Raw genomic sequence first — 17306 nt, forward strand, 5'->3', positions numbered from 1 at the left:
AGCCATCGTGTGCTTCCTCCTCGATCGGAGTTACACCGTTGGTTTTACAGTCCCTCAGTCCCGGACCTCGATCACGGTGCGGCGCAGGCGGAGGGCCAGTGTCGGGCAGGCCTCGACCGCCTGTCGCCCGAGCCCGGCGAGGGCTGGTTCGAGTGGGCCGGTCTCGCGCTGCCCGGCCATGACCGGGTAGCCCCATTCGTCGAGGGCGATGTGCTCGGGCAGCAGGTGCGCGCACAGTCCGTGCCCGGCGCAGGCGATGGGGTCGACGCGCAGGACGAACTCCGACCGGGTCCGGTGACCGCTCATCGGCCGGTCCACGGCAGAGGGAAGGCGCTCGGGGCGGCTGCTCCGGCACACGGGCGGCCTCGGACATGGTCGTCGACGTCGGACCGGAAGACACGCAGCGCGCTGCGGGTGAGCCGGACCGCGCCGTCGGGATGGGAACAGGCACCGCGGCCGGCGATCACGCCGAGCCTGCGGACGAGCCGGGAGTGGGCGTCGGGTGCGTCGGGCCCGCCGCGGACCAGGGCGGCGAGGTCGTCGGCGACGGCGGGGAGGCCGAAGGTGCAGGGGCCGCACTGGCCCGCGGACTCCCGGGCCAGGTGGTCGAGGAGGTGGGCGGTCTGTGCGAGCCCGCAGACGCGGGTGGGCAGGGCGAGCAGCACCGGGACCCCGAGGACCGATCCGGCTGCGCGCATGGGGCCGTGGTCGAGGGGGGTGTCGAGTGCGTCGAGCCCGAGCCAGGCGCCGCCGTAGCCGCCGCTCAGGATCGCGTGGACGGGTTCGGTGGGTCCGCCGGCGAGGTCGAGCGCGTCGCGGACGGTCGTCCCGGCGCAGACCTCGTCGACACCGGGACTGCGCAGCGCGCCACCGGTGGTGACCAGCAACGTCCCGGGCAGGTCGGCCGTCCCGGTCCTGCGGAACCACTCCGGTCCGTGGTGGGCGATCAGGGCGAGGTCGGCGAGGGTCTCGACGTTGTCGACGAGGGTGGGACGGCCGCCGACGCCGCGTTCGGCGGGCCGAGGCGGGGTCGTGGTCGGGAGTGCGGGACCACCCGAGAGGTACTGGACCAGCGCGGACTCCTCACTCGCGACGTAGCGCGCGGGTACAGCCACCACGTGCACCGGCACCGCGTCGTCCCGGTTCGCGACCTGGGCCTGCAGGGCGTCGAGCCCGGGGTCGTCGGCGTGGACGCACAGGTACGCGTCGGTCGCGCCGAGCGCCCGGGCGGCGACGGCGACGCCGTCCAGCACCAGGTGGGGGGAGTGCAGCAGGAGTACGGAGTCCTTGCGGGACGCGGGTTCGCCCTCGCAGCCGTTCGCCACGACGACGGGCGCACGCCGCCGGACCCGCTGGGACCGGGACGCGGCGACGGCGCGCACCTTGGCGGCGGTCGGGAACCCGGCGCCGCCACGGCCGCGCAGGCCCGCGGCCGCGATCGAGTCGACGAGTGTGCGCACGTCGGGGGCCGGGAGGGGGCCGTGACGGCGACGGTGCGCGGTGAGGTCGTCGCGGCCCCCGTCGACGTACCAGGGTGCGAGGAGGCGGTGTGCGTGAGAGACGTCGGGCGAGGTGGTCACGGTGTCGGCTCCCGGGTGTCGTCGGACCAGATCAGGGCCCGCCAGAGCAGCGCGATGGCGGCCAGCGCCACGCAGCCGAGGGTGAGGACGAGGACCCAGCCGGTGGTCGAGTCGGCGCCGCCGATACCGAGGCCGTGCACCACGGCGAGCGGCCAGCAGGCGTACGCCGCGAAGTGGATGCCGCGCCAGGCGCGCAGTCCGATCCTGGTGCGCAGCAGGCTGGTGACGACCAGGGCGAGCAGCAGGTCGAGAGTGGCGGCGCCGAGCCCGATCCAGAACGGTTCGTAGGCCGAGATGAACGGGACGACGACGTCGATCCACCGGATCGGGACGTAGCCGTCGAGGACCGCGGTGACCACGTGCAGCGCGACGAACACGACCGCGACCAGCGAGACGTTGCGGTGCAGCCGGTTCAGGGCGAAGCGCGGCCAGCGGGTCGTCGCGGCGCGGGCGATGCCCGACACACCCAGTAACAGGGTGGTGGTGAGCAGCACGAGGGACACGAGGCCGGCGGCGCGGCTGGCGTACCAGGTCCACATCAGCGCCGCCCGGGGTCCGCCGGCCAAGAGCCGACGGTCGTGACCCGGCCGCCGTCGTCGACCAGGCGCGCGGGCAGGGACGCCGTCGACAGCCAGTGCAGCGCAGCTCGCCCCATCACGAGCGATGCCGTGGTGGCGATGTTCGCGTCGAGACACGACCCGGCGGCGACGCTGACCGTCCGCCATCCTCCCCGGACGGGCAGGCCGGTCCGCGGGTCGACGACGTGATGGCACTGCGCCCCGCCGCGCCGCCACCGTCGGCGGAGGGTGCCGGACGTCGCCAGCCCTCCGGAGGAGATGCTGACGACCGGACCGGGACCGTCGGTGGCGTGGTCGTCGGTGACGCGGACGCGCCAGGCGCCCGGCGGTGGCGGTCCGGCGACGGCGAGGTCCCCGCCCAGGGCGACGAGTACACCGCTGCCGGTCCGGTCGGCGATCCGGGCCGCCGCGTGGTCGGCGGCGAGTGCCTTGGCAGTCGACCCGAGGTCGACCCGCGCGCCGCGGGGGACGACGAGCGTCGCGTCATCCGGGTTCCAGAGCAGTCGCCACCAGCCGGCGGCGGGCACCGCGTCGAGGGCGGCGTCGGAGTCGGCCACCTCCGCGTAGTCGCGGTCGTAGCCCAGTGCGTCCATGCAGGTTCCGACGGTCGGGTCGACGAGACCATCGGTGAGTGCCGCGGCCCGCATCGCGGCGTCCAGATGCGCTGCGAGCAGCGCGCCGACCTGGACCGGACGCCCTGCGTGCCGCTGGACCTCGCGGATCTCCGAGTCCGAGCGGAAGCGAGAACAGGTCCGGTCGAGGTCGTCCAGGTCGGCACGCAGGAGCGTGACCGCGGCGGGCAACGTGGTGCGGTCGGTGACCACGACGGTCGCGGTGGTTCCGATCGCCGCAAACGACTCGGTCGCTGCCGGGTCCACGACGAGCGTTCCGGTCACGACGCTCCCGACGTCGCGTGCGAGTGCCCACCCGAGGACGGGGCGACGGGCGCGACCGGTGCAGTGGGTGGCTGGAGCCCCTGCGCCGACCCCGCCGCCGCGCGGTGCGAAGCGCGTGCGTGTCGAGTGGATGTCGTCGGGTCCGGCTGGGCGGTCGTCGGGGCTGAGGATGCAGGGGCCGTGTCCGGTGTGGTCACACTGCCGATCGCCGAGTCGTCGGCGGTGCTTGCGGCCGCGGGGTTCTGGGCGAAGACGAACGCGGCGAGGGCAGTGGCGGCGAGGCCGCCGAACGCTGCCCAACCGGTGGCGGTGGATGCCCGCCGGAGTCCGCGGTCGCGGGCTTCGGCACGGGCGTGGAGGGAGGGGTGCACGCCACCCACACAACGCTCGTGTTCTTGGAGATTCCTGGGAGGCCGCCGGGGCCTCGTGGGCTGTCGTGGCGGGTGGGTCGCAACCGTGCGGGCGTGCCGTTGGCCATGATGGCCGTTGTGAGCACCCACCCCGGGCCCGATGCGGCCGGCCACGCCACCGCGACGCGGGTCCTGCTGGTCGAGGACGAGGCCGAGCTGGCGGCGATGCTGGCCGGACTGTTCCGGGAGGAGGGCTACGTCGTCGACGTCGCCGCCGACGGGCACACCGGCCTGCACCTGGGCCTGACCAGGCGCTACGACGTCGCCGTGCTCGATCGCGGGCTGCCCGCCGTCGAGGGGCTCGACCTGCTCGCCCGCCTGCGGCGCAGCGGGTTCACCACTCCGGTGCTGGTGCTGTCCGCGCTGGGGAACCCGGCCGACCGGGTGGCGGGGCTCGACGCCGGGGCGGAGGACTACCTGGCCAAGCCGTTCGACATCGACGAACTGCTCGCCCGGCTGCGCGCGCTGCGCCGCCGCCACCTCGACACCGCGCGTGCACTGCCTGTCGGCGACGCGCGGCTCGAGCTCGACTCCCGCCAGGTCGTCTCCGGATCGACCCGGACGGCGCTGTCGGAGCGTGAGTGCGATCTGCTGGCCACCCTCGCCGCCCGGCCCCGGCAGGTGTTCGGTCGCGACGACCTGCTCACGCTCGCCTTCCCGGAGGCCGAGAACCCGGTCGTCGTCGACACCTACGTCCACTACCTGCGTCGCAAGCTCGGCCGCGGGGTGGTGGAGACGGTGCGTGGGCGCGGCTACCGGCTCGGCACCGTGGCGGTGCGGGCCGACGAGGGGCCGGTGGCGTGAGCCGGACCGGACCGACCGGTGAGGCCGTGCTGGCCCGACGGGCCGCCGTCCGGCTCGGCGTGCAGGCCGCGGTGCTCGCCGGGCTCATCGTCGTCGCACTGACCGCGGTGGCGGTCGCGGTGCTCCTCGGGGCCCAGCGATCGGAGGTGGCAGCCCAGCTGCAGCACGCGATCGACCGTGCGGACGACGTCGCCGACCCGCCGTCCGGCATGTACCTGGTCCTGCGCGAGCAGACCGGCGAGATCACCACGTCGCCGGGACTCCACGACGGCGTCGCCGACCTGAGGGCGGTGGCCGAGGCGGCAGCGGGCGGCGCACCCCCGACGGTCGAGCGCAATGTGGACGAGGTCCAGTACGAGATCGCCACCGAGCTGCGGGACGACGGCGTCACCGTGCAGGCGATCCTCGACCTGACCGCGAACCACTCCGCCCGCAACCGGCTGCTGGCCACCATGTTCGCGACGGGCATCGCAGGCCTGTTCGTCGCCGGGGCTGCCGGGACGTGGCTCGGGCATCGCGCCCTGACGCCGCTCTCGGCGGCGCTGTCGTTGCAGCGCCGGTTCGTCGCCGATGCCGGCCACGAGCTGCGCACGCCGCTGACGCTGATCGACACCCGCGCGCAGCTGCTGCGCCGCAGGCTCCGCCGGGACCCGCACGCGGACCCGGCGTTGCTGGCCGAGGTGGAGGGCGTCGTCGCCGACACCGGCCGGCTCACCGCGATCCTCGAGGATCTGCTGCTCGCGGCGGACCCGCTCGGTGTCCGCCCGCGCGAGCCCGTCGACCTCACCGGCCTGTGTCGCGGTGTGCTCGCCGCCGCCGCGGCCGATGCCGCCGATCACCAGATCGACCTGCGCCTCGACGCAGCGGGGCCCGTGTACGTCCTGGGCTCGGCCGCGGCCCTGCGCCGTGCCGTCACGGCACTGGCCGACAACGCCGTCCGGCACGCGGGCCGGGTCGTCACCGTCGCGGTGCGCGACGACCACGGCACTGCGGTGGTCGAGGTCGCCGACGACGGGGCCGGGGTGGACCCCGCACTGGCGCCGCGGCTGTTCGACCGCTTCGCCACCGCGTCGCGGCCCGCCGATCCCGGCAGGCGCCGCTACGGGCTGGGCCTGGCGATCGTCGCCGAGATCGCGTCGGCCCACGGCGGTCGCGTGGCCCTCGTCACACCCGGTCCCGATCCGGCCGGCGCGACGGCGCGGGGGGCGGCGTTCCGGCTCACGTTCCCCACCGCGACCGACCCGGGTGCCGACGAGGCCGTCCCGGAACCCGGCGCTCCAAGGAATCTCTGAGAATCGACCGCGACGATCGGCGACGTCCCCCGACCGCAGTGTGGAAGGCCGATCGTTGCCCACGTTCATGTTCGGAATCCCCTTGCACCCGTTGGTGGTACACGCGGTCGTCGTCCTGGTCCCGGCCGCAGTCATCGGAGCGGTGCTCGTCGCGGTGTGGCCCAGGCTCCGCCCCCGCTGGGGATGGCCGGTCGTCGTGGTGACGGCGCTGGGAACGCTCGCGATCCCGATCGCCACCAGCACGGGCGAGGGCCTGGAGCACAACCTCCCCCGCACGGCGGCGATGGAGACCCACACCCAGCTCGGCGACGAGCTGCTGATCTTCGTCGCGCCGATGCTGATCTTCGTGCTGGGCCTCGTCCTCCTCGACCACCTGCGCCGCCGGTCCGCCGACGCCGTCACCGCGACCGCACGCCACGCCGGTCCCGGCACGATGGCCGCGCCCCGGATCCGTGACGGACAGGCCCGGATCGGGATCGCCGTCCTCGCCGTCCTCACCGTGGTGTTCGCCGTCGTCTCCGCGGTGCAGGTCGTCCGGATCGGCGACAGTGGAGCCCGCGCGGCCTGGGGTGAGGTCACCTACGCGCCCCAACCGCGGCCCGCCGGTCGGCCTGCCGACTGAGCTCCGTCCCGCGCCGTCCGACGTCCCGCCGGAGCTCCCCGTGGCCCTCGCCGCGCACCGCCGGCCCCGACGCCACCCGGTCGGCCGAGATCCTCGACGGCACCTGGCCGACGCCGGCCCGCGGGCGGCACCGGCGACGCCGCGGGATCGGGCGTGCGGTGCTGGTGGTCGTGGTCGTGGTCGTGGTCGTGGTCGACGGCGGTGTGCTAGACCCGACCTGCGCCAGCGGCGGCACCCATGAGTGGGGCAGCAGATCGGCCAGGCCGCCTACGTACACGCGTGCGGGTGCGATCCGTGTCGCCGGGCCGCGCGCCAAGGTGTACCTGCGCGTCCTGGTGTGGGCGGCGATGACCACTCCCGCGGTGGCGGCCCTCGTCGCGGTCTGGGTGGTGGCCAGGCAGCAGGCGGGACGGCTCGCGGGCCCGTTGGAGCAGCCGTCGTCGGCCGCTCGCCGCCTCGGTGAGGGGGACTTCACCGCGCGCACGCGACGTGTCGGCATCCCGGAGATCGACTCCGTCGGCGCCGACCTGGACACCACGGCCCGACCGACTCGGGACGCTCGTCGCGCGCGAACGCTCGTTCACCGCCGACGCGTCACACCAGCTGCGGACGCCCTGGCCGGCCTGCGGCTGACCCTGGAGACCGCGCTCGACGACCCGGCCGCAGACTGCGCGCCGCGATCGGTGACGCGGTTCGTTCGGCCGACGGGCTGCAGCACACCGTGGAGGACCTGCTCGCGCGGTGCTGTCGCCGACGTGCAGGCCACATGAGCCGGTGTACCGCGTGGGTCCTCGCATCCCGGTGACGGACGGCTGTCCCCCGATCGGCGGAGGTGCGCATCCACCGCTGCGTCCGTCGGTGGACCGACCGGTCGCGGCAGCCGGCGACGGCACGGTGGGTGCAGCACCGACGCACACCACACCGCCGCCGGACGCACCGCGATCCGACGCCTCAGCCGGGAGACATCATGCACATGATCGCCAAGCTCACCGCCGTCACGGTCACGGCGGCCGCGCTCCTCGGGACGGTCGGCGTGACCGCCGCCGCTGCCACACCGTCGACCACAGCCGCGGCCGTCTCCCCGACGACCGCAGCCGTCGAGGGTGACGCCTCGGCGTCCCAGGCCGTCTACCACCGCACCTTCGTCATCATCAACAACAGCAGCTACACGATGGCGCTCGCGGGCTACGACGGGACGCACGACGACGACGAACTGCCGTTGCCCGACGCGGTCGTCGCTCCCGGCAAGGCCATCGCCTTCAACGTCACCTACCGGTTCTTCGAGCAGCGCGAGCTGCAGGTGTACTTCACGGTCTCGAATCCGCAGGGTCACAACATCGGCCTCTACCGCCCGGTCCTGCGGGTGGACGGCGGCGCAGGCCTGACCGGTTTCGAGGTGCGGGAGATCCCCGACCAGCTCGGCCTGATCAAGCCGGACCACGTGTACGGGGAGCCGCAGTTCTCGGAGGTGTTCGACCGCGTGCCCGCGGCGGCGGACGCGCAGCACCTCTGACCGCCCGGGAAACCCACTCGTCGTCCATCCCACGAGAAAGCCGATCTCCCATGAGAACCCTTGGAACCGTCCTCCTCGGAACGGTCACTGCCTCCACGCTCCTGTTCGCGCCACTGGCTGCCGGCACCGCCGCCGCGGCCGGGTCCACGACATCGGTGGCGGTTGCCACCCGGTCGGACACCCCGGGCGACGGCGAGCTGTCGGCGACCTACACCCGAGGCTTCACCATCACCAACCTCAGCAGCCATCCCTTGAAGCTGCTGTCCGTCGCCGGGAACACCCACCAGGAGGACGGGGTGCCGACGATCGGGAGCACGGTCGAGCCGGGCTTCTCCACACGTTTCGAGGTGACCTGGCTCTACGGCGCGTACCGCGACATCAAGGCCCAGTTCGCGGTGCTCGATGCGCAGGGCACCCCGATCGGCACCTACCACGCGACGATGAAGGTCTTCCAGACGAACCCGGTCGGGCCCTCCATCGCCTCGGAGGCGGCGATCTCACCCGGCCTCGGGGAGGTGCAGGCAGGCCGCGACCAGCTCACCGTGCTCGACATGCCCGGCACCGTCGTCGACGTCCCGGCAGGGCAAGGGCAGCAGCAGGCGGAGATCCTCGACCGGTTCTGCGCCGGCAACCCCTCGGCCACCTGCACGTTCGTCCCCACCGGGCGGGACAAGAACGCCTACACCGGGATGCACCCGGCCAAGGGGATCGTCTACAACAACACCCCTCTCGAGCAGTTCGACCAGTACACCTGGACCGACACCGCGAGCGTCACCCACAGTGTCGAGCTCAGCGCGAGCGTGCAGGCCACGCTGCTGAAGATCGTCGAGGTCTCGCTCTCGGCGACCTACGGCCACACCTGGACCCAGGAGCACCAGTTCTCGATCTCGCAGACGCTGAACCTCCCCGCGTACCACAAGGGTTGGCTCGACGTCCGGGACCCGGTGGTCCGCGATACCGGCGACTTCACGGTGACGCTGGGCAACACGACCTGGAAGCTCCACGGCGTCTCGTTCGACTCCCCGGACCTGACCCGGCCCGTGATCTACGTCAAGCAGGCCGTACCGATGACCCCGGAGGATCTCGTCAAGTACAAGCCGGGCAACGGGTTCGACCCCGACGTGCAGGCCACCGAGGGCGACCGCACGGCGGCGGTCGGCCTCTCGTGAGGGGGATCAGCGGCCGACGGTGCTCCTGCACCGTCGGCCGCCGCGTCGTCGAGGAGCGCGCCGGCCGATCCGCAGCATCGAGGGACCCGCCACGTCAGCGCCGGTAGGTGAGCGCGAAGCCGTTCTCCGCCCGCCCGCGTGCGGGACGGTCGCCCGCTGCGCCGTCGATCAGGGCGTGGGCGACGGCCGCAGGGTGCCGGTCACGACGAGCGCAGGACCGGACGATCACGCTGAACGGACGGGTCCGGGCGTGGTCGGGAACGGGGCTCGGCCGGCGGCACGTGCCGCCCCGCCTGCTCGACCTTGGTGACGAACGGCGACGTCATCGCGCGCACGAGCGCCCCGTAGCCGACCCCGAAGTCGATCTCGTCCCCGACGGCCATCGCGTGGTCGCCGTGGTCGACGACCAGGTGGTCGCTGCTCATCCCGAGGATCGTGATGCCGGCGGGTGGCTGGAGCCCGTCGAGGTCGACGTCCTGGTGGCCGATCGCCAGGATCGCCTGGCGCACGGTGCCGGTGCCGGTGCGTGCGGGCGGCTCGCCGTAGGCGGCCTGGGCACGGTCCCCCCACGGCCGGGCCGGTTTCACCGCGACCTCGATGACCTCGGCGACGAGGGAGAACGCATCGGTGTGCAGACCCGGGATCGGTGTCCGGTACAACGGATCGACGCCCAACAGGATCGCCTCGCCGAGCCGGAGCTCGTCGACCCGGCCGATCTCGTGGGTGGCCAGGGCCCAGCCGAGGTTCGCCGAGTTGCCGCCGGAGACGACGTCGAGGGAGATGTGGTGGCGGACCTCGACGGTGTCGACGAGCGCGGTGAGCACGCCCATGTTCCGGTCGTCGGGCACGACACCGTTCTGGCAGGCGAGGTTGCCGCCGAGCCCCACGAGCCGCAGCGACGGATGCCCGAGGACCGCGCGGACGGCCTCGGAGACGTCGTCGGGTGCGATGCCCTCGCGGAGGTCGCCCAGCTCGACCATGAGGACGATCCCGTGGGTCCGCCGCTGACCGGACGCCGCACGGTCCAGCGCGTCGAGGACGACGGACTCGGTGTTCAGGCTGACGTCGGCGACCCCGACGACGTGCGCCACCTGGCTGAGCATGGGGGAGCGGATCAGTGTGCGCCGTGACGAGGTGTCCGACCCGGCGAGCCGCGCGAGGTTCGGGACCCTGGAGTCACCGAGGCCGCTCGCACCACCGCGGAGCATGGCCGCGCCGATCCCGGGCGAGCCCAGCGCGGCCTTCGTGATCCCCGTGACGCGGATGCCGACGGCGGAGAGCCGGTCGACCAGGATCCGGGTGTTCCGTTCGATCTTGTGGAGATCGGCCTCGATCCGAGGCGCGGTCACCCCGCGATGATCGGGTCGGCCGTCGCCAGTGCGGGGAACGCGGCCAGCACCATGTCGACCAGGTCCGAGGCGGGTCGCGTCAGAGGGTCGGTGACCGGGAGGCCGAGGCTGTGGTGGTGCTCGGCGATCGAGGTGCTCAGCTCGTCGTCGATCATATCCTCGTGGTTGATCGTGACCCCGATGACGCGGGTGTCGGCGAACGCCTCGATCAGGGCGATCTCGCCGGCCACGGTCGGCATCGGCACCATCGGGAAGTCGCCGAGCATGGTGCGTTTCGGCGCGTGCTGGACGATCACGCCGGCGGGCCGGCTGCCGCGGAGGATGTGCGCGGAGGTCAGGTAGGCGGGGTGGCTGAGCGCACCCTGGCCCTCGACCACGATCACGTCGGGGTCCTCACCCTCGAACGCGGCGACGACCTGGTTCTCGACCTCGCCGGAGCAGAACTGGGGGACCAGTGCGTCGAGCGCGACCCCGTACTTCCCGCCCTGGATCAGCGTCGTCTGACCGGTGCCGACCATCACCGCCCGGATGCCGCGCGCGTTCAGCGCCTGGACCAGCAGGGTGGCCGTGGTGCGCTTCCCGATCGCCCCGTCCGTGCCGAGGACCGCGATTCTCGGGCAGGTGACGTCGAAGATCCGCCCGGAGAACAGGTGCAGGTCGCGCTTGTCCTTCGGGCGACGCACGTCGGTGATGGTGACGCCCGCGATCACTGCTGCCGCGACGAACTCGGCGTCGTCGTTGAGGAACTCGTGCAGGCCGTTGATGATGTGCATCCCGCGGGCGATGCCGTCGAGCAGCACGACCCGCTGGGCGTCCGAGAGCAGGCCGTCAGCGGGCGCGAGCCCGCAGATCAGGTAGTCGGGCACGTGGCCGGCGTGCGCGATGGCCTCGACGAGCGACGCCAGCACCGGGATGCCGTTCGAGACACCGTCGAGGAACTGCCCGGAGTCGGCTCCGGCCCGGAGGCTGTCGATGACGCTGAGGATCTCGTACTTCTCCGAGTGCCGGACCAGGCCGTTCGCGGTCTTGCCGTCCTGCTCACCGAACAGGGCCTCGCAGTAGACGATCGCCGAAGATCCGACGGGGAGCGCGAATGCGACCGCGGGGGCGGTCGACTCGCTCTGTTCGGACGCGTCGGAGAACGGGATACCACCGATGAGCGAAGACAATGCAGATCCTCTGAGAAGTCTCAGAGAAGGCGACGGGTTCGTGGCGGGGCGAGGAGCCCGACGGTCAGCGAGTGGTCTGCCCTGAGGGTCGGCAAGATTACCGACATGTCAACTCTACCCGATCGGAACCTACCCGCTCCTCGTTCCGGCCGTCCTGAGCCCGCTCGAGACCCCTCCCGCGACGTGGCTCGCGTCACCCGGACGTCGGCGCAGCGCACCCGGATTCGATGGACGGACGGGTGACGTGAACGGGTCGGCCGGGCGTTTCGAGGCCGAGGCGAATAGTGTTGGAGACGGTCGCCTTCGTGCGACGTGGCTCCGCCCGTGACTCCGGTGCGCCATCAGGCGCCCTCCGGGACGGGCACGACGCCCTCCGTTCGGCTCCCGGTCCGCACCCCACGTGGCCCTCGTAGAACGGGAACGCATGAACGACTCCGTACCGACCGTCGAGCAGACCCGACCCGTGATCGACGACTCCCGGGTGACCTGCCCGGCCTGCCCGCACGACGTGGCGGCCCACGACCGCATCGGCCTGCGTTTCTGCGCCGTCACGGCCGAGCGCTCGCTCGACCGCGGTTGCGCCTGCAGCACAGGCTGACCCGATCGGTCGTCGCGGTCACCGGCGCGGCGCCCGCGGTTGCTCGACCGGATCGGTGAGGTGCCGGCGGACGAGTTCGAGCAGGAGGGTCGCGACGGAGCCCGTGACGTCGAAGTCGGCCGACCGCCAGAGCTGGAGATAGATCCGTTCGGTGGCGAGCTCGGCCCGCCGCGGGCCGAGCCGGTGTCGGAGCACCCCGTACACGGTCGAGGCGGACCGGTCGTAGAGCTCGGCGAACGAGTGCAGACGGGTCCGTGCCGCGGCGCTGCGGCCGGGACCGGGCTGTAAGGCGTCCGGTGGACGCGGGGCCTGCCGGTGGTGGTCCCCGCCCCGGTGCGCGCCTCGCCCGCTCATGGCTCCCCCAGCGTGAGGTGCCGGCGCCGGGGTCAGGAGTGCCGTCGGTCCGGGCGCGTGGTGCGTCCCGGAGATCGGGAGTCTACGGACGGGCCGGTGGGTGGGCCAGACGAAACGTCCGATCCGGTGGTCAGCGCGGCCGGTCGGCGCCGCTCGTCCGGGCTCCGGCGACCACCGGACGCGGGTCGAGCCGGCCGTCCACCACACCGCGTGCCACCTCGACGAGGCGCAGGTTGTTCCGCCGGGAGTAGCTGCGGAGACGCTCGAAGGCCTGGTCCATGGGCAGCGCCCCGAACTGCGCGATGACGCCCTTGGCCTGCTCGATGATGACCCGGCTGTTGAGTGCCGTCTGCAGCTGTTCGGCGACGACCTCGCCGCGGCGGATGGTGCGCTCGGCGAGGATGCCGATCGTGGCCACGTCGGCCAGCGCCTGCGCGAGCGCGAGGTCGCTCCCGGGCAGCGGGCCCGGTACGCGGTGCAGCAGGTTCATGGCTCCGATCGCCTGACCGCGCAGGCGCAGGGGAATCGCGTGGACGGACCGGTACGTGCGTCCCGCGGTGGTCGCGGCGACGAACGTCGGCCACCGGTCGGTGGCGGCGAGGTCCTCCACCGACACCGGGGTCGACGTCCGCACGCACTCGACGCACGGCCCTTCACCGGACTGGAGCTGCAGCAGCTCCATCAGCTGGGCGTCCTCGCTCGAGGCCGCGACGGTGCGCAGCTCCCCGTCGGGGTCGACGATCATGATGGCCGCGGCGTCGGCGGCGAGCAGCAGCACGCTGTGCGCGACGAGCCGGTCGAGAAGGTCGAGCATGTCGTAGTCGTCGACGAGGGTGTCCGCGAGCTCGACGAAGGCCCGCGAGATCTGCTGCTCGCGGCTCTCTCCGGTGAGGGCGCGCGCCGCCGGGTCCTGGGGCTCGAACTGCATCGGCCTACCTCATCTCCTCGGTGAACACCAACCGCCGCTCGACGACGTCCCTGGCGACGTCGACAAGCATGCGTTGCTCGGCGAACGCCCGGGCCCGCATCCGGGTGAGCGCCTCTTCGGGACCGATCCCCAGCTGTACCAGCACCATCCCGACGGCCTGATGGATCTCGGGCCGACCGAAGACACCGTCACCCATCGCCGTGTCCGGGCCGTGTCCGCGGTGGCCGCCGTCCGCCGCCGGGTTCCCCCGACGGCTGTCGCCGACACCGTCGAGAGTGCCATCCCCGATGGCGTTGTCCATGCCGATTCCGGCGCTCGTGCGGTCGTCGACCGGAGGCGGCCGGGAACCGGGACGGGTCCGTCGCCGGAGCAGCAGGAGTGCGGTCACCTCGGCGACGCCGAGCAGGTCCTGCCACTGCCGGGTGGGGAACGCACCGGCGCGGCGCCGGTACAGGTCCAGCACGCCGATCGTCACCGCTCCCCAGTACAGCGGCAGCGCGTAGAGGGCCTTGGCCGGTGTACGGGTGGCCACCTCGGCGGCGAACACCGGCCAGGACGTGTGCGCGGTGGTGCGGGCCAGGTCGGACACCGAGACGGGGAGGCCGGTCGTCGCGGCTTCGATGCAGACGCCCTCGTTGAGGGTGAACTGGAGGTCCTCCAGGGCTAGTGCGGTCTCGTCGGTGGCCCACAGCGTGCGCCGGGAGGGGCGCGTGGGCAGGACCGAGATCGCGGCCCCGTCGACGTCGAGGTCGTCGACGCAGGCCTGGCAGACCAGGCGGGCGAGGGTCTCCTCGTCGAGGTCCTCGGCGACCAGGCGGGCGATGCGCCCGGTGACCGCGCCACGTTCAGCCACGCGGGGACCGCATGCTCCGGCGGGGTGGTCCGGTGCGGTTCACGGTGGTCTCCCGCCCTTGCCGATGGGTGGACGAGGCGGGGACGCGACCGGGCGCCGACTCGAGGGCAACCTACCCGCTCGTGGGCCGCCGTACCGCCGGAAGGGCTGACGGCAGGGCTGCGGGCCGTGACCTCATCCCGCGGTGTCGCCGATCGTCGTCGGCTCGTCGCGACGCCCGCCGGGCCGGCGAAGGGAACGCCGGAGCGACTCGACGTCGGGTCGCGCCGCCGGGCTGGTCCGGACGAAGTCGAGCAGCGCGGCGGCGAACCGTGCCGGGTGCTCGGAGTGCGGGAAGTGTCCGCTGTCGTCGAAGAGCTCCAGGCGGCTGCCGGTGAGGATCTCGTGCGCGGCGAGGGTGTGGGCGACCGGGATGACAGCGTCCGTGCCTCCGGCGACGAACATGACCGGGACGTCGGCGAGCAGGTAGAGCCGGTCGGTGCCGTCGAGACGTTGGCCGGACCAGCTCAGCGTGCTGCGGACGGTGTGGACGAACGCCTGCCGGGCGTCGTGGTCGGCGAAGGAGGTCAGGGCGTAGGACACCCCGTCGATGTCGGCCACGGGCAGGCCCGGGAGGAAGGGGGCGGTGCGGTGGACGGCGTCGGACACCCGTGCGGGCGTGATCGCCGCGACCCACCGCAGGACGAGGGCGGCGCCCGGGAGCGTCGCGGCCCGCAGGGCGAACGTGACGTCGGGGCCCAGACCGCCGCTGGCGACGAGGACGAGCCGCTCGGTGTGCTCGGGGAACTGGTAGGCGAACTGCATCGCCACCCCGCCCCCGAAGGAGTGCCCGACGACGGTGGCCCGGTCGAGCCCGAGTGCGACGAGCAGGTCGCGCAGGCCCGCGGCGTACGCGCCCAGGGAGTAGTCACCGCTGCGGGGCTTCGCGGACTCGCCGTGCCCGAGCAGGTCCGGCGCGATCACGTACGCGTCGCGCCCGAGCAGGGGCAGCGCCGCGGCCCACGTCGCGGAGCTGCTGGCCAGACCGTGCAGGAGCACGACGGTCGGGCCCGCGCCGGGCGTTCCGGTCTCGAGGAAGGTGACCTGCTGGTCGTGCAGCGTGATCTCACGACGCCGGACCACCGCACGGCGGGCGCCGTCGGTGTCGGACGCGGTGGCCGGGCCGCAGAGGTGGCGGAGAAGCGTGAGCACGGCTCCCCTTCAGATGGGACGCGCCGGGACGACCGGCGACGCGTGGTGGACCCACCGCGCGGGGTGCCGGCGGAAGGACGTCCCAGGGGGTAGCCCGTTCCGCTGATCGACAGCCGCGACCGGGCCCACCATCGCGTCACACTCGGTGGGAGGGGGTCAGCGCACCTTCTCCGGGATGTGGTCCAGGGCGTAGAGGATCGCGGTGGCCAGCTCGCCGGCCGGGAGCGACGGGTTGGCCGTCACGACGGCGGTGACGAGGTCGATCCGCTGCTCGTAGGGGGTGCGGTACTCGGACATGGCGCTCATGTGGCCTCTTCGTGGTCGTGGCCCGCCGAGGTGGCGGGCCGGGGTCGGCTCGGGATGGAGCCGGCGGCCGGCGGCCGGGGTCAGGAGTGGACGGACAGGAGGTCCGCGACGGTGTCCGCGTTCGCGGGCCGCGCGGCCGCGGTCATCACGGCGGCGGCACGGTCGGCGGACTCGTCGACCGGCAGGACGAGCAGCGTGATGCGGTGACGCCGGGTGGCGACGTCGATGGTCCGCGTCGGTTGATGGGTGTAGCCGCCGGCGCGCACGACGGAGCCGTCGACGACGACGCTGCGGGCGGTCGTGCTCCAGTCACCGAGGTGGTAGCTGACCCGTTCCACCGGACCGAGCTGGTCGGCCAGTACCGGCAGCAGGCTCCGCAGCTCGTCGGCGAGGTCGTCGGAACGGGGCCACCACGCGCCGTCCACCTGGCCGGTGTGGTTCGCGGCCAGGTCCTTGAGCTCGACGCGTGGCGACTCGGGCCGGGCCGACGCGGGCCTGACGGTGGGTGAGATGGATGCCGACGACATGTCGGGGCTCCCGTTCCCGGTGCTCTCGCGACCGGTGTCGGATGTCACCGAGGACGACGTGGGCCAGACCGCCACATGCAGCATGCTCTCGGCACCACCGACGGTACTCCGCGAATCAGCTGCGGGCGGTGAGGCGCGCGACGCGGCGAGGGGTCGGCCAGCGCACGGCGTCCGCCCAGCCGAGCTTCTCGAACACCCAGATGAGCCGGGCGGTCATGTCGACCTGGCCGCGACCGATGCCGTGACGGGCGCACGTCGGGTCGGCGTGGTGGAGGTTGTGCCACGACTCGCCCATGGACAGGACGGCCAGCGGCCACACGTTGGTGGCCCTGCCCGGCGCGTCCCACGGGCGGTCGCCGACCATGTGGCAGATCGAGTTGATCGACCACGTCACGTGGTGCAGCAACGCGACCCGGACGAGGCCGGCCCAGAAGAACGCGGTGAGGGCGCCCCACCAGGACATGGTGACGAGTCCGCCGATGAGCGCCGGGCCGAGCAGGGTGACGACCGTCAGCAGCGGGAACAGCCGGCTGATGAGGGCGATGTCCCGGTCGGCGACCAGGTCGGGGGTGAACCGGTCGGCATTGGTGCGGTCACGGCCGAACAGCCACCCGAGGTGCGCGTGGAAGAAGCCCTTCGCGAGCGCGGCCGGGGTGGTGCCGAAGAGCCACGGGGAGTGCGGGTCGCCCTCCTTGTCGGTGAACGCGTGGTGACGACGGTGGTCGGCCACCCACGTGATCACGTCGCCCTGCATCGACAGGCTGCCGGCGACGGCCAGCCCGTTCCGCAACGCGCGGTTGGCCTTGAAGGCCCGATGCGTGAAGTAGCGGTGGAACCCTGCCGTCACGCCGAGGCCGGAGAGGAAGTAGAAGCCGATGGCGAGGCCGACGTCGAGCCAGGACAGCCCCCAGCCCCACGCGAGCGGTACGGCCGCGAACAGGGCGAGCATCGGGATCAGGGTGAACCCGTAGACCAGCACCGCCTCGGCGCGCGGCCGCGGAGGGGCGAGGACGGGCTTGACCGGCGCCCGGTCGATCGGGACGTCCGGCGGCGGGTCGGCCGCGTCCGTCCGGGACGGGGCGGGCATCGACGGGCTGAGGGTCATGCACACTCGTTTCGCTCAACGGGACCATGACGCTGATGCGTCGCGGCGGTGATTCCGCCGTG

20 protein-coding genes are annotated in these 17306 nt (G+C 73.1%); 7 read left to right on the forward strand and 13 right to left on the reverse strand.

Annotated features, from left to right (window positions below):
- Window positions 1–54: 54 nt before the first annotated feature.
- From TOK_RS06415 to TOK_RS06430, 4 genes are read right to left on the reverse strand one after another with little or no spacing between them, the layout of a single operon-like run.
- Complete coding sequence (locus TOK_RS06415; RefSeq protein WP_098956947.1) at window positions 55–306, reverse strand: ferredoxin; 252 nt, start codon at window positions 304–306, stop codon at window positions 55–57.
- Window positions 303–1580, reverse strand: a complete 1278-nt coding sequence (locus TOK_RS06420) for an NADH-ubiquinone oxidoreductase-F iron-sulfur binding region domain-containing protein (RefSeq protein ID WP_098956879.1) — start codon at window positions 1578–1580, stop codon at window positions 303–305. Before TOK_RS06420 ends, TOK_RS06415 begins: the two co-directional genes overlap by 4 nt.
- Window positions 1577–2146 carry a ferric reductase-like transmembrane domain-containing protein gene (locus tag TOK_RS06425; protein ID WP_253258215.1) on the reverse strand — a complete coding sequence of 190 codons (570 nt, stop codon included), beginning with the start codon at window positions 2144–2146 and terminating at the stop codon, window positions 1577–1579. The genes TOK_RS06420 and TOK_RS06425 overlap by 4 nt, the downstream gene beginning before the upstream one ends.
- Window positions 2119–3054: an FAD:protein FMN transferase gene (locus TOK_RS06430; RefSeq protein WP_098956880.1), complete on the reverse strand. Its 936-nt coding sequence runs from the start codon at window positions 3052–3054 to the stop codon at window positions 2119–2121. Before TOK_RS06430 ends, TOK_RS06425 begins: the two co-directional genes overlap by 28 nt.
- 479 nt (window positions 3055–3533) lie before the next feature.
- Here TOK_RS06430 and TOK_RS06435 point away from each other — a divergent pair, with 479 nt between their 5' ends.
- From TOK_RS06435 to TOK_RS06460, 6 genes are all read left to right on the forward strand, one after another.
- Entirely contained in the window at window positions 3534–4268 is a 735-nt protein-coding gene (locus TOK_RS06435) for a response regulator transcription factor (protein ID WP_098956949.1), read from the forward strand.
- A complete protein-coding gene (locus tag TOK_RS06440; protein ID WP_098956881.1) occupies window positions 4265–5560 on the forward strand; it encodes a cell wall metabolism sensor histidine kinase WalK in 1296 nt (431 codons plus the stop codon). The genes TOK_RS06435 and TOK_RS06440 overlap by 4 nt, the downstream gene beginning before the upstream one ends.
- 67 nt (window positions 5561–5627) lie before the next feature.
- The gene (locus TOK_RS06445; protein WP_098956950.1) at window positions 5628–6182 is read left to right on the forward strand and encodes a DUF2231 domain-containing protein; all 555 of its coding nucleotides are present in this window, start codon (window positions 5628–5630) and stop codon (window positions 6180–6182) included.
- A gap of 158 nt (window positions 6183–6340) precedes the next feature.
- The gene (locus TOK_RS06450; RefSeq protein WP_098956882.1) at window positions 6341–6952 is read left to right on the forward strand and encodes a HAMP domain-containing protein; all 612 of its coding nucleotides are present in this window, start codon (window positions 6341–6343) and stop codon (window positions 6950–6952) included.
- A gap of 197 nt (window positions 6953–7149) precedes the next feature.
- On the forward strand, window positions 7150–7695 hold the full coding sequence (locus tag TOK_RS06455) for a hypothetical protein (protein WP_141566281.1): 546 nt from the start codon (window positions 7150–7152) through the stop codon (window positions 7693–7695).
- A gap of 50 nt (window positions 7696–7745) precedes the next feature.
- Window positions 7746–8864 (forward strand): hypothetical protein, encoded by a 1119-nt coding sequence (locus tag TOK_RS06460; protein ID WP_141566282.1) that lies wholly within the window; start codon window positions 7746–7748, stop codon window positions 8862–8864.
- Between the two features lie 200 nt (window positions 8865–9064).
- Here the strand turns inward: TOK_RS06460 and TOK_RS06465 are convergent, their stop codons facing one another.
- Together TOK_RS06465 and TOK_RS06470 are read right to left on the reverse strand one after the other, a co-directional pair.
- Window positions 9065–10213, reverse strand: coding sequence for an alanine/ornithine racemase family PLP-dependent enzyme (locus TOK_RS06465; RefSeq protein ID WP_098956885.1), 1149 nt, complete (start codon window positions 10211–10213; stop codon window positions 9065–9067).
- Window positions 10210–11382 (reverse strand): DUF1611 domain-containing protein, encoded by a 1173-nt coding sequence (locus tag TOK_RS06470; RefSeq protein WP_216361874.1) that lies wholly within the window; start codon window positions 11380–11382, stop codon window positions 10210–10212. Before TOK_RS06470 ends, TOK_RS06465 begins: the two co-directional genes overlap by 4 nt.
- 424 nt (window positions 11383–11806) lie before the next feature.
- Here TOK_RS06470 and TOK_RS32390 point away from each other — a divergent pair, with 424 nt between their 5' ends.
- Window positions 11807–11980, forward strand: coding sequence for an RGCVC family protein (locus TOK_RS32390; RefSeq protein WP_098956886.1), 174 nt, complete (start codon window positions 11807–11809; stop codon window positions 11978–11980).
- 18 nt (window positions 11981–11998) lie between these two features.
- On the opposite strand, the gene TOK_RS32395 is transcribed toward TOK_RS32390, so the two are convergent.
- The 7 genes from TOK_RS32395 to TOK_RS06505 form a co-directional block, all read right to left on the reverse strand.
- Window positions 11999–12175 (reverse strand): hypothetical protein, encoded by a 177-nt coding sequence (locus tag TOK_RS32395; RefSeq protein ID WP_172457443.1) that lies wholly within the window; start codon window positions 12173–12175, stop codon window positions 11999–12001.
- Between the two features lie 289 nt (window positions 12176–12464).
- The gene (locus TOK_RS06485) at window positions 12465–13262 is read right to left on the reverse strand and encodes a GAF and ANTAR domain-containing protein (RefSeq protein ID WP_098956888.1); all 798 of its coding nucleotides are present in this window, start codon (window positions 13260–13262) and stop codon (window positions 12465–12467) included.
- A 4-nt stretch (window positions 13263–13266) separates the two neighbouring features.
- Window positions 13267–14115, reverse strand: a complete 849-nt coding sequence (locus TOK_RS06490; protein ID WP_098956889.1) for a GAF and ANTAR domain-containing protein — start codon at window positions 14113–14115, stop codon at window positions 13267–13269.
- Between the two features lie 174 nt (window positions 14116–14289).
- Window positions 14290–15306: an alpha/beta fold hydrolase gene (locus tag TOK_RS06495; RefSeq protein WP_098956890.1), complete on the reverse strand. Its 1017-nt coding sequence runs from the start codon at window positions 15304–15306 to the stop codon at window positions 14290–14292.
- A gap of 156 nt (window positions 15307–15462) precedes the next feature.
- Entirely contained in the window at window positions 15463–15612 is a 150-nt protein-coding gene (locus TOK_RS32400) for a DUF6307 family protein (protein ID WP_172457444.1), read from the reverse strand.
- Window positions 15613–15692: 80 nt separating this feature from the next.
- Window positions 15693–16139, reverse strand: a complete 447-nt coding sequence (locus tag TOK_RS06500) for a DUF5994 family protein (protein ID WP_098956952.1) — start codon at window positions 16137–16139, stop codon at window positions 15693–15695.
- 115 nt (window positions 16140–16254) lie between these two features.
- Window positions 16255–17244, reverse strand: coding sequence for an acyl-CoA desaturase (locus TOK_RS06505; protein WP_098956891.1), 990 nt, complete (start codon window positions 17242–17244; stop codon window positions 16255–16257).
- Between the last annotated feature and the right edge of the window lie 62 nt (window positions 17245–17306).

The organism is Pseudonocardia sp. N23 (genome assembly GCF_002583555.1).
Taxonomy (GTDB): Bacteria; Actinomycetota; Actinomycetes; order Mycobacteriales; family Pseudonocardiaceae; genus Pseudonocardia.

What these genes read in the sequence shown, in the direction of transcription:
- TOK_RS06415 (WP_098956947.1), bottom strand. Translation starts at nt 306, where the DNA reads ATGAGCGGTCACCGGACCCGGTCGGAGTTCGTCCTGCGCGTCGACCCC.
- TOK_RS06435 (WP_098956949.1), top strand. Translation starts at nt 3,534, where the DNA reads ATGGCCGTTGTGAGCACCCACCCCGGGCCCGATGCGGCCGGCCACGCC.
- TOK_RS06445 (WP_098956950.1), top strand. Translation starts at nt 5,628, where the DNA reads ATGTTCGGAATCCCCTTGCACCCGTTGGTGGTACACGCGGTCGTCGTC.
- TOK_RS06455 (WP_141566281.1), top strand. Translation starts at nt 7,150, where the DNA reads ATGCACATGATCGCCAAGCTCACCGCCGTCACGGTCACGGCGGCCGCG.
- TOK_RS06460 (WP_141566282.1), top strand. Translation starts at nt 7,746, where the DNA reads ATGAGAACCCTTGGAACCGTCCTCCTCGGAACGGTCACTGCCTCCACG.
- TOK_RS32390 (WP_098956886.1), top strand. Translation starts at nt 11,807, where the DNA reads ATGAACGACTCCGTACCGACCGTCGAGCAGACCCGACCCGTGATCGAC.
- TOK_RS06485 (WP_098956888.1), bottom strand. Translation starts at nt 13,262, where the DNA reads ATGCAGTTCGAGCCCCAGGACCCGGCGGCGCGCGCCCTCACCGGAGAG.
- TOK_RS32400 (WP_172457444.1), bottom strand. Translation starts at nt 15,612, where the DNA reads ATGAGCGCCATGTCCGAGTACCGCACCCCCTACGAGCAGCGGATCGAC.
- TOK_RS06500 (WP_098956952.1), bottom strand. Translation starts at nt 16,139, where the DNA reads ATGTCGTCGGCATCCATCTCACCCACCGTCAGGCCCGCGTCGGCCCGG.
- TOK_RS06505 (WP_098956891.1), bottom strand. Translation starts at nt 17,244, where the DNA reads ATGACCCTCAGCCCGTCGATGCCCGCCCCGTCCCGGACGGACGCGGCC.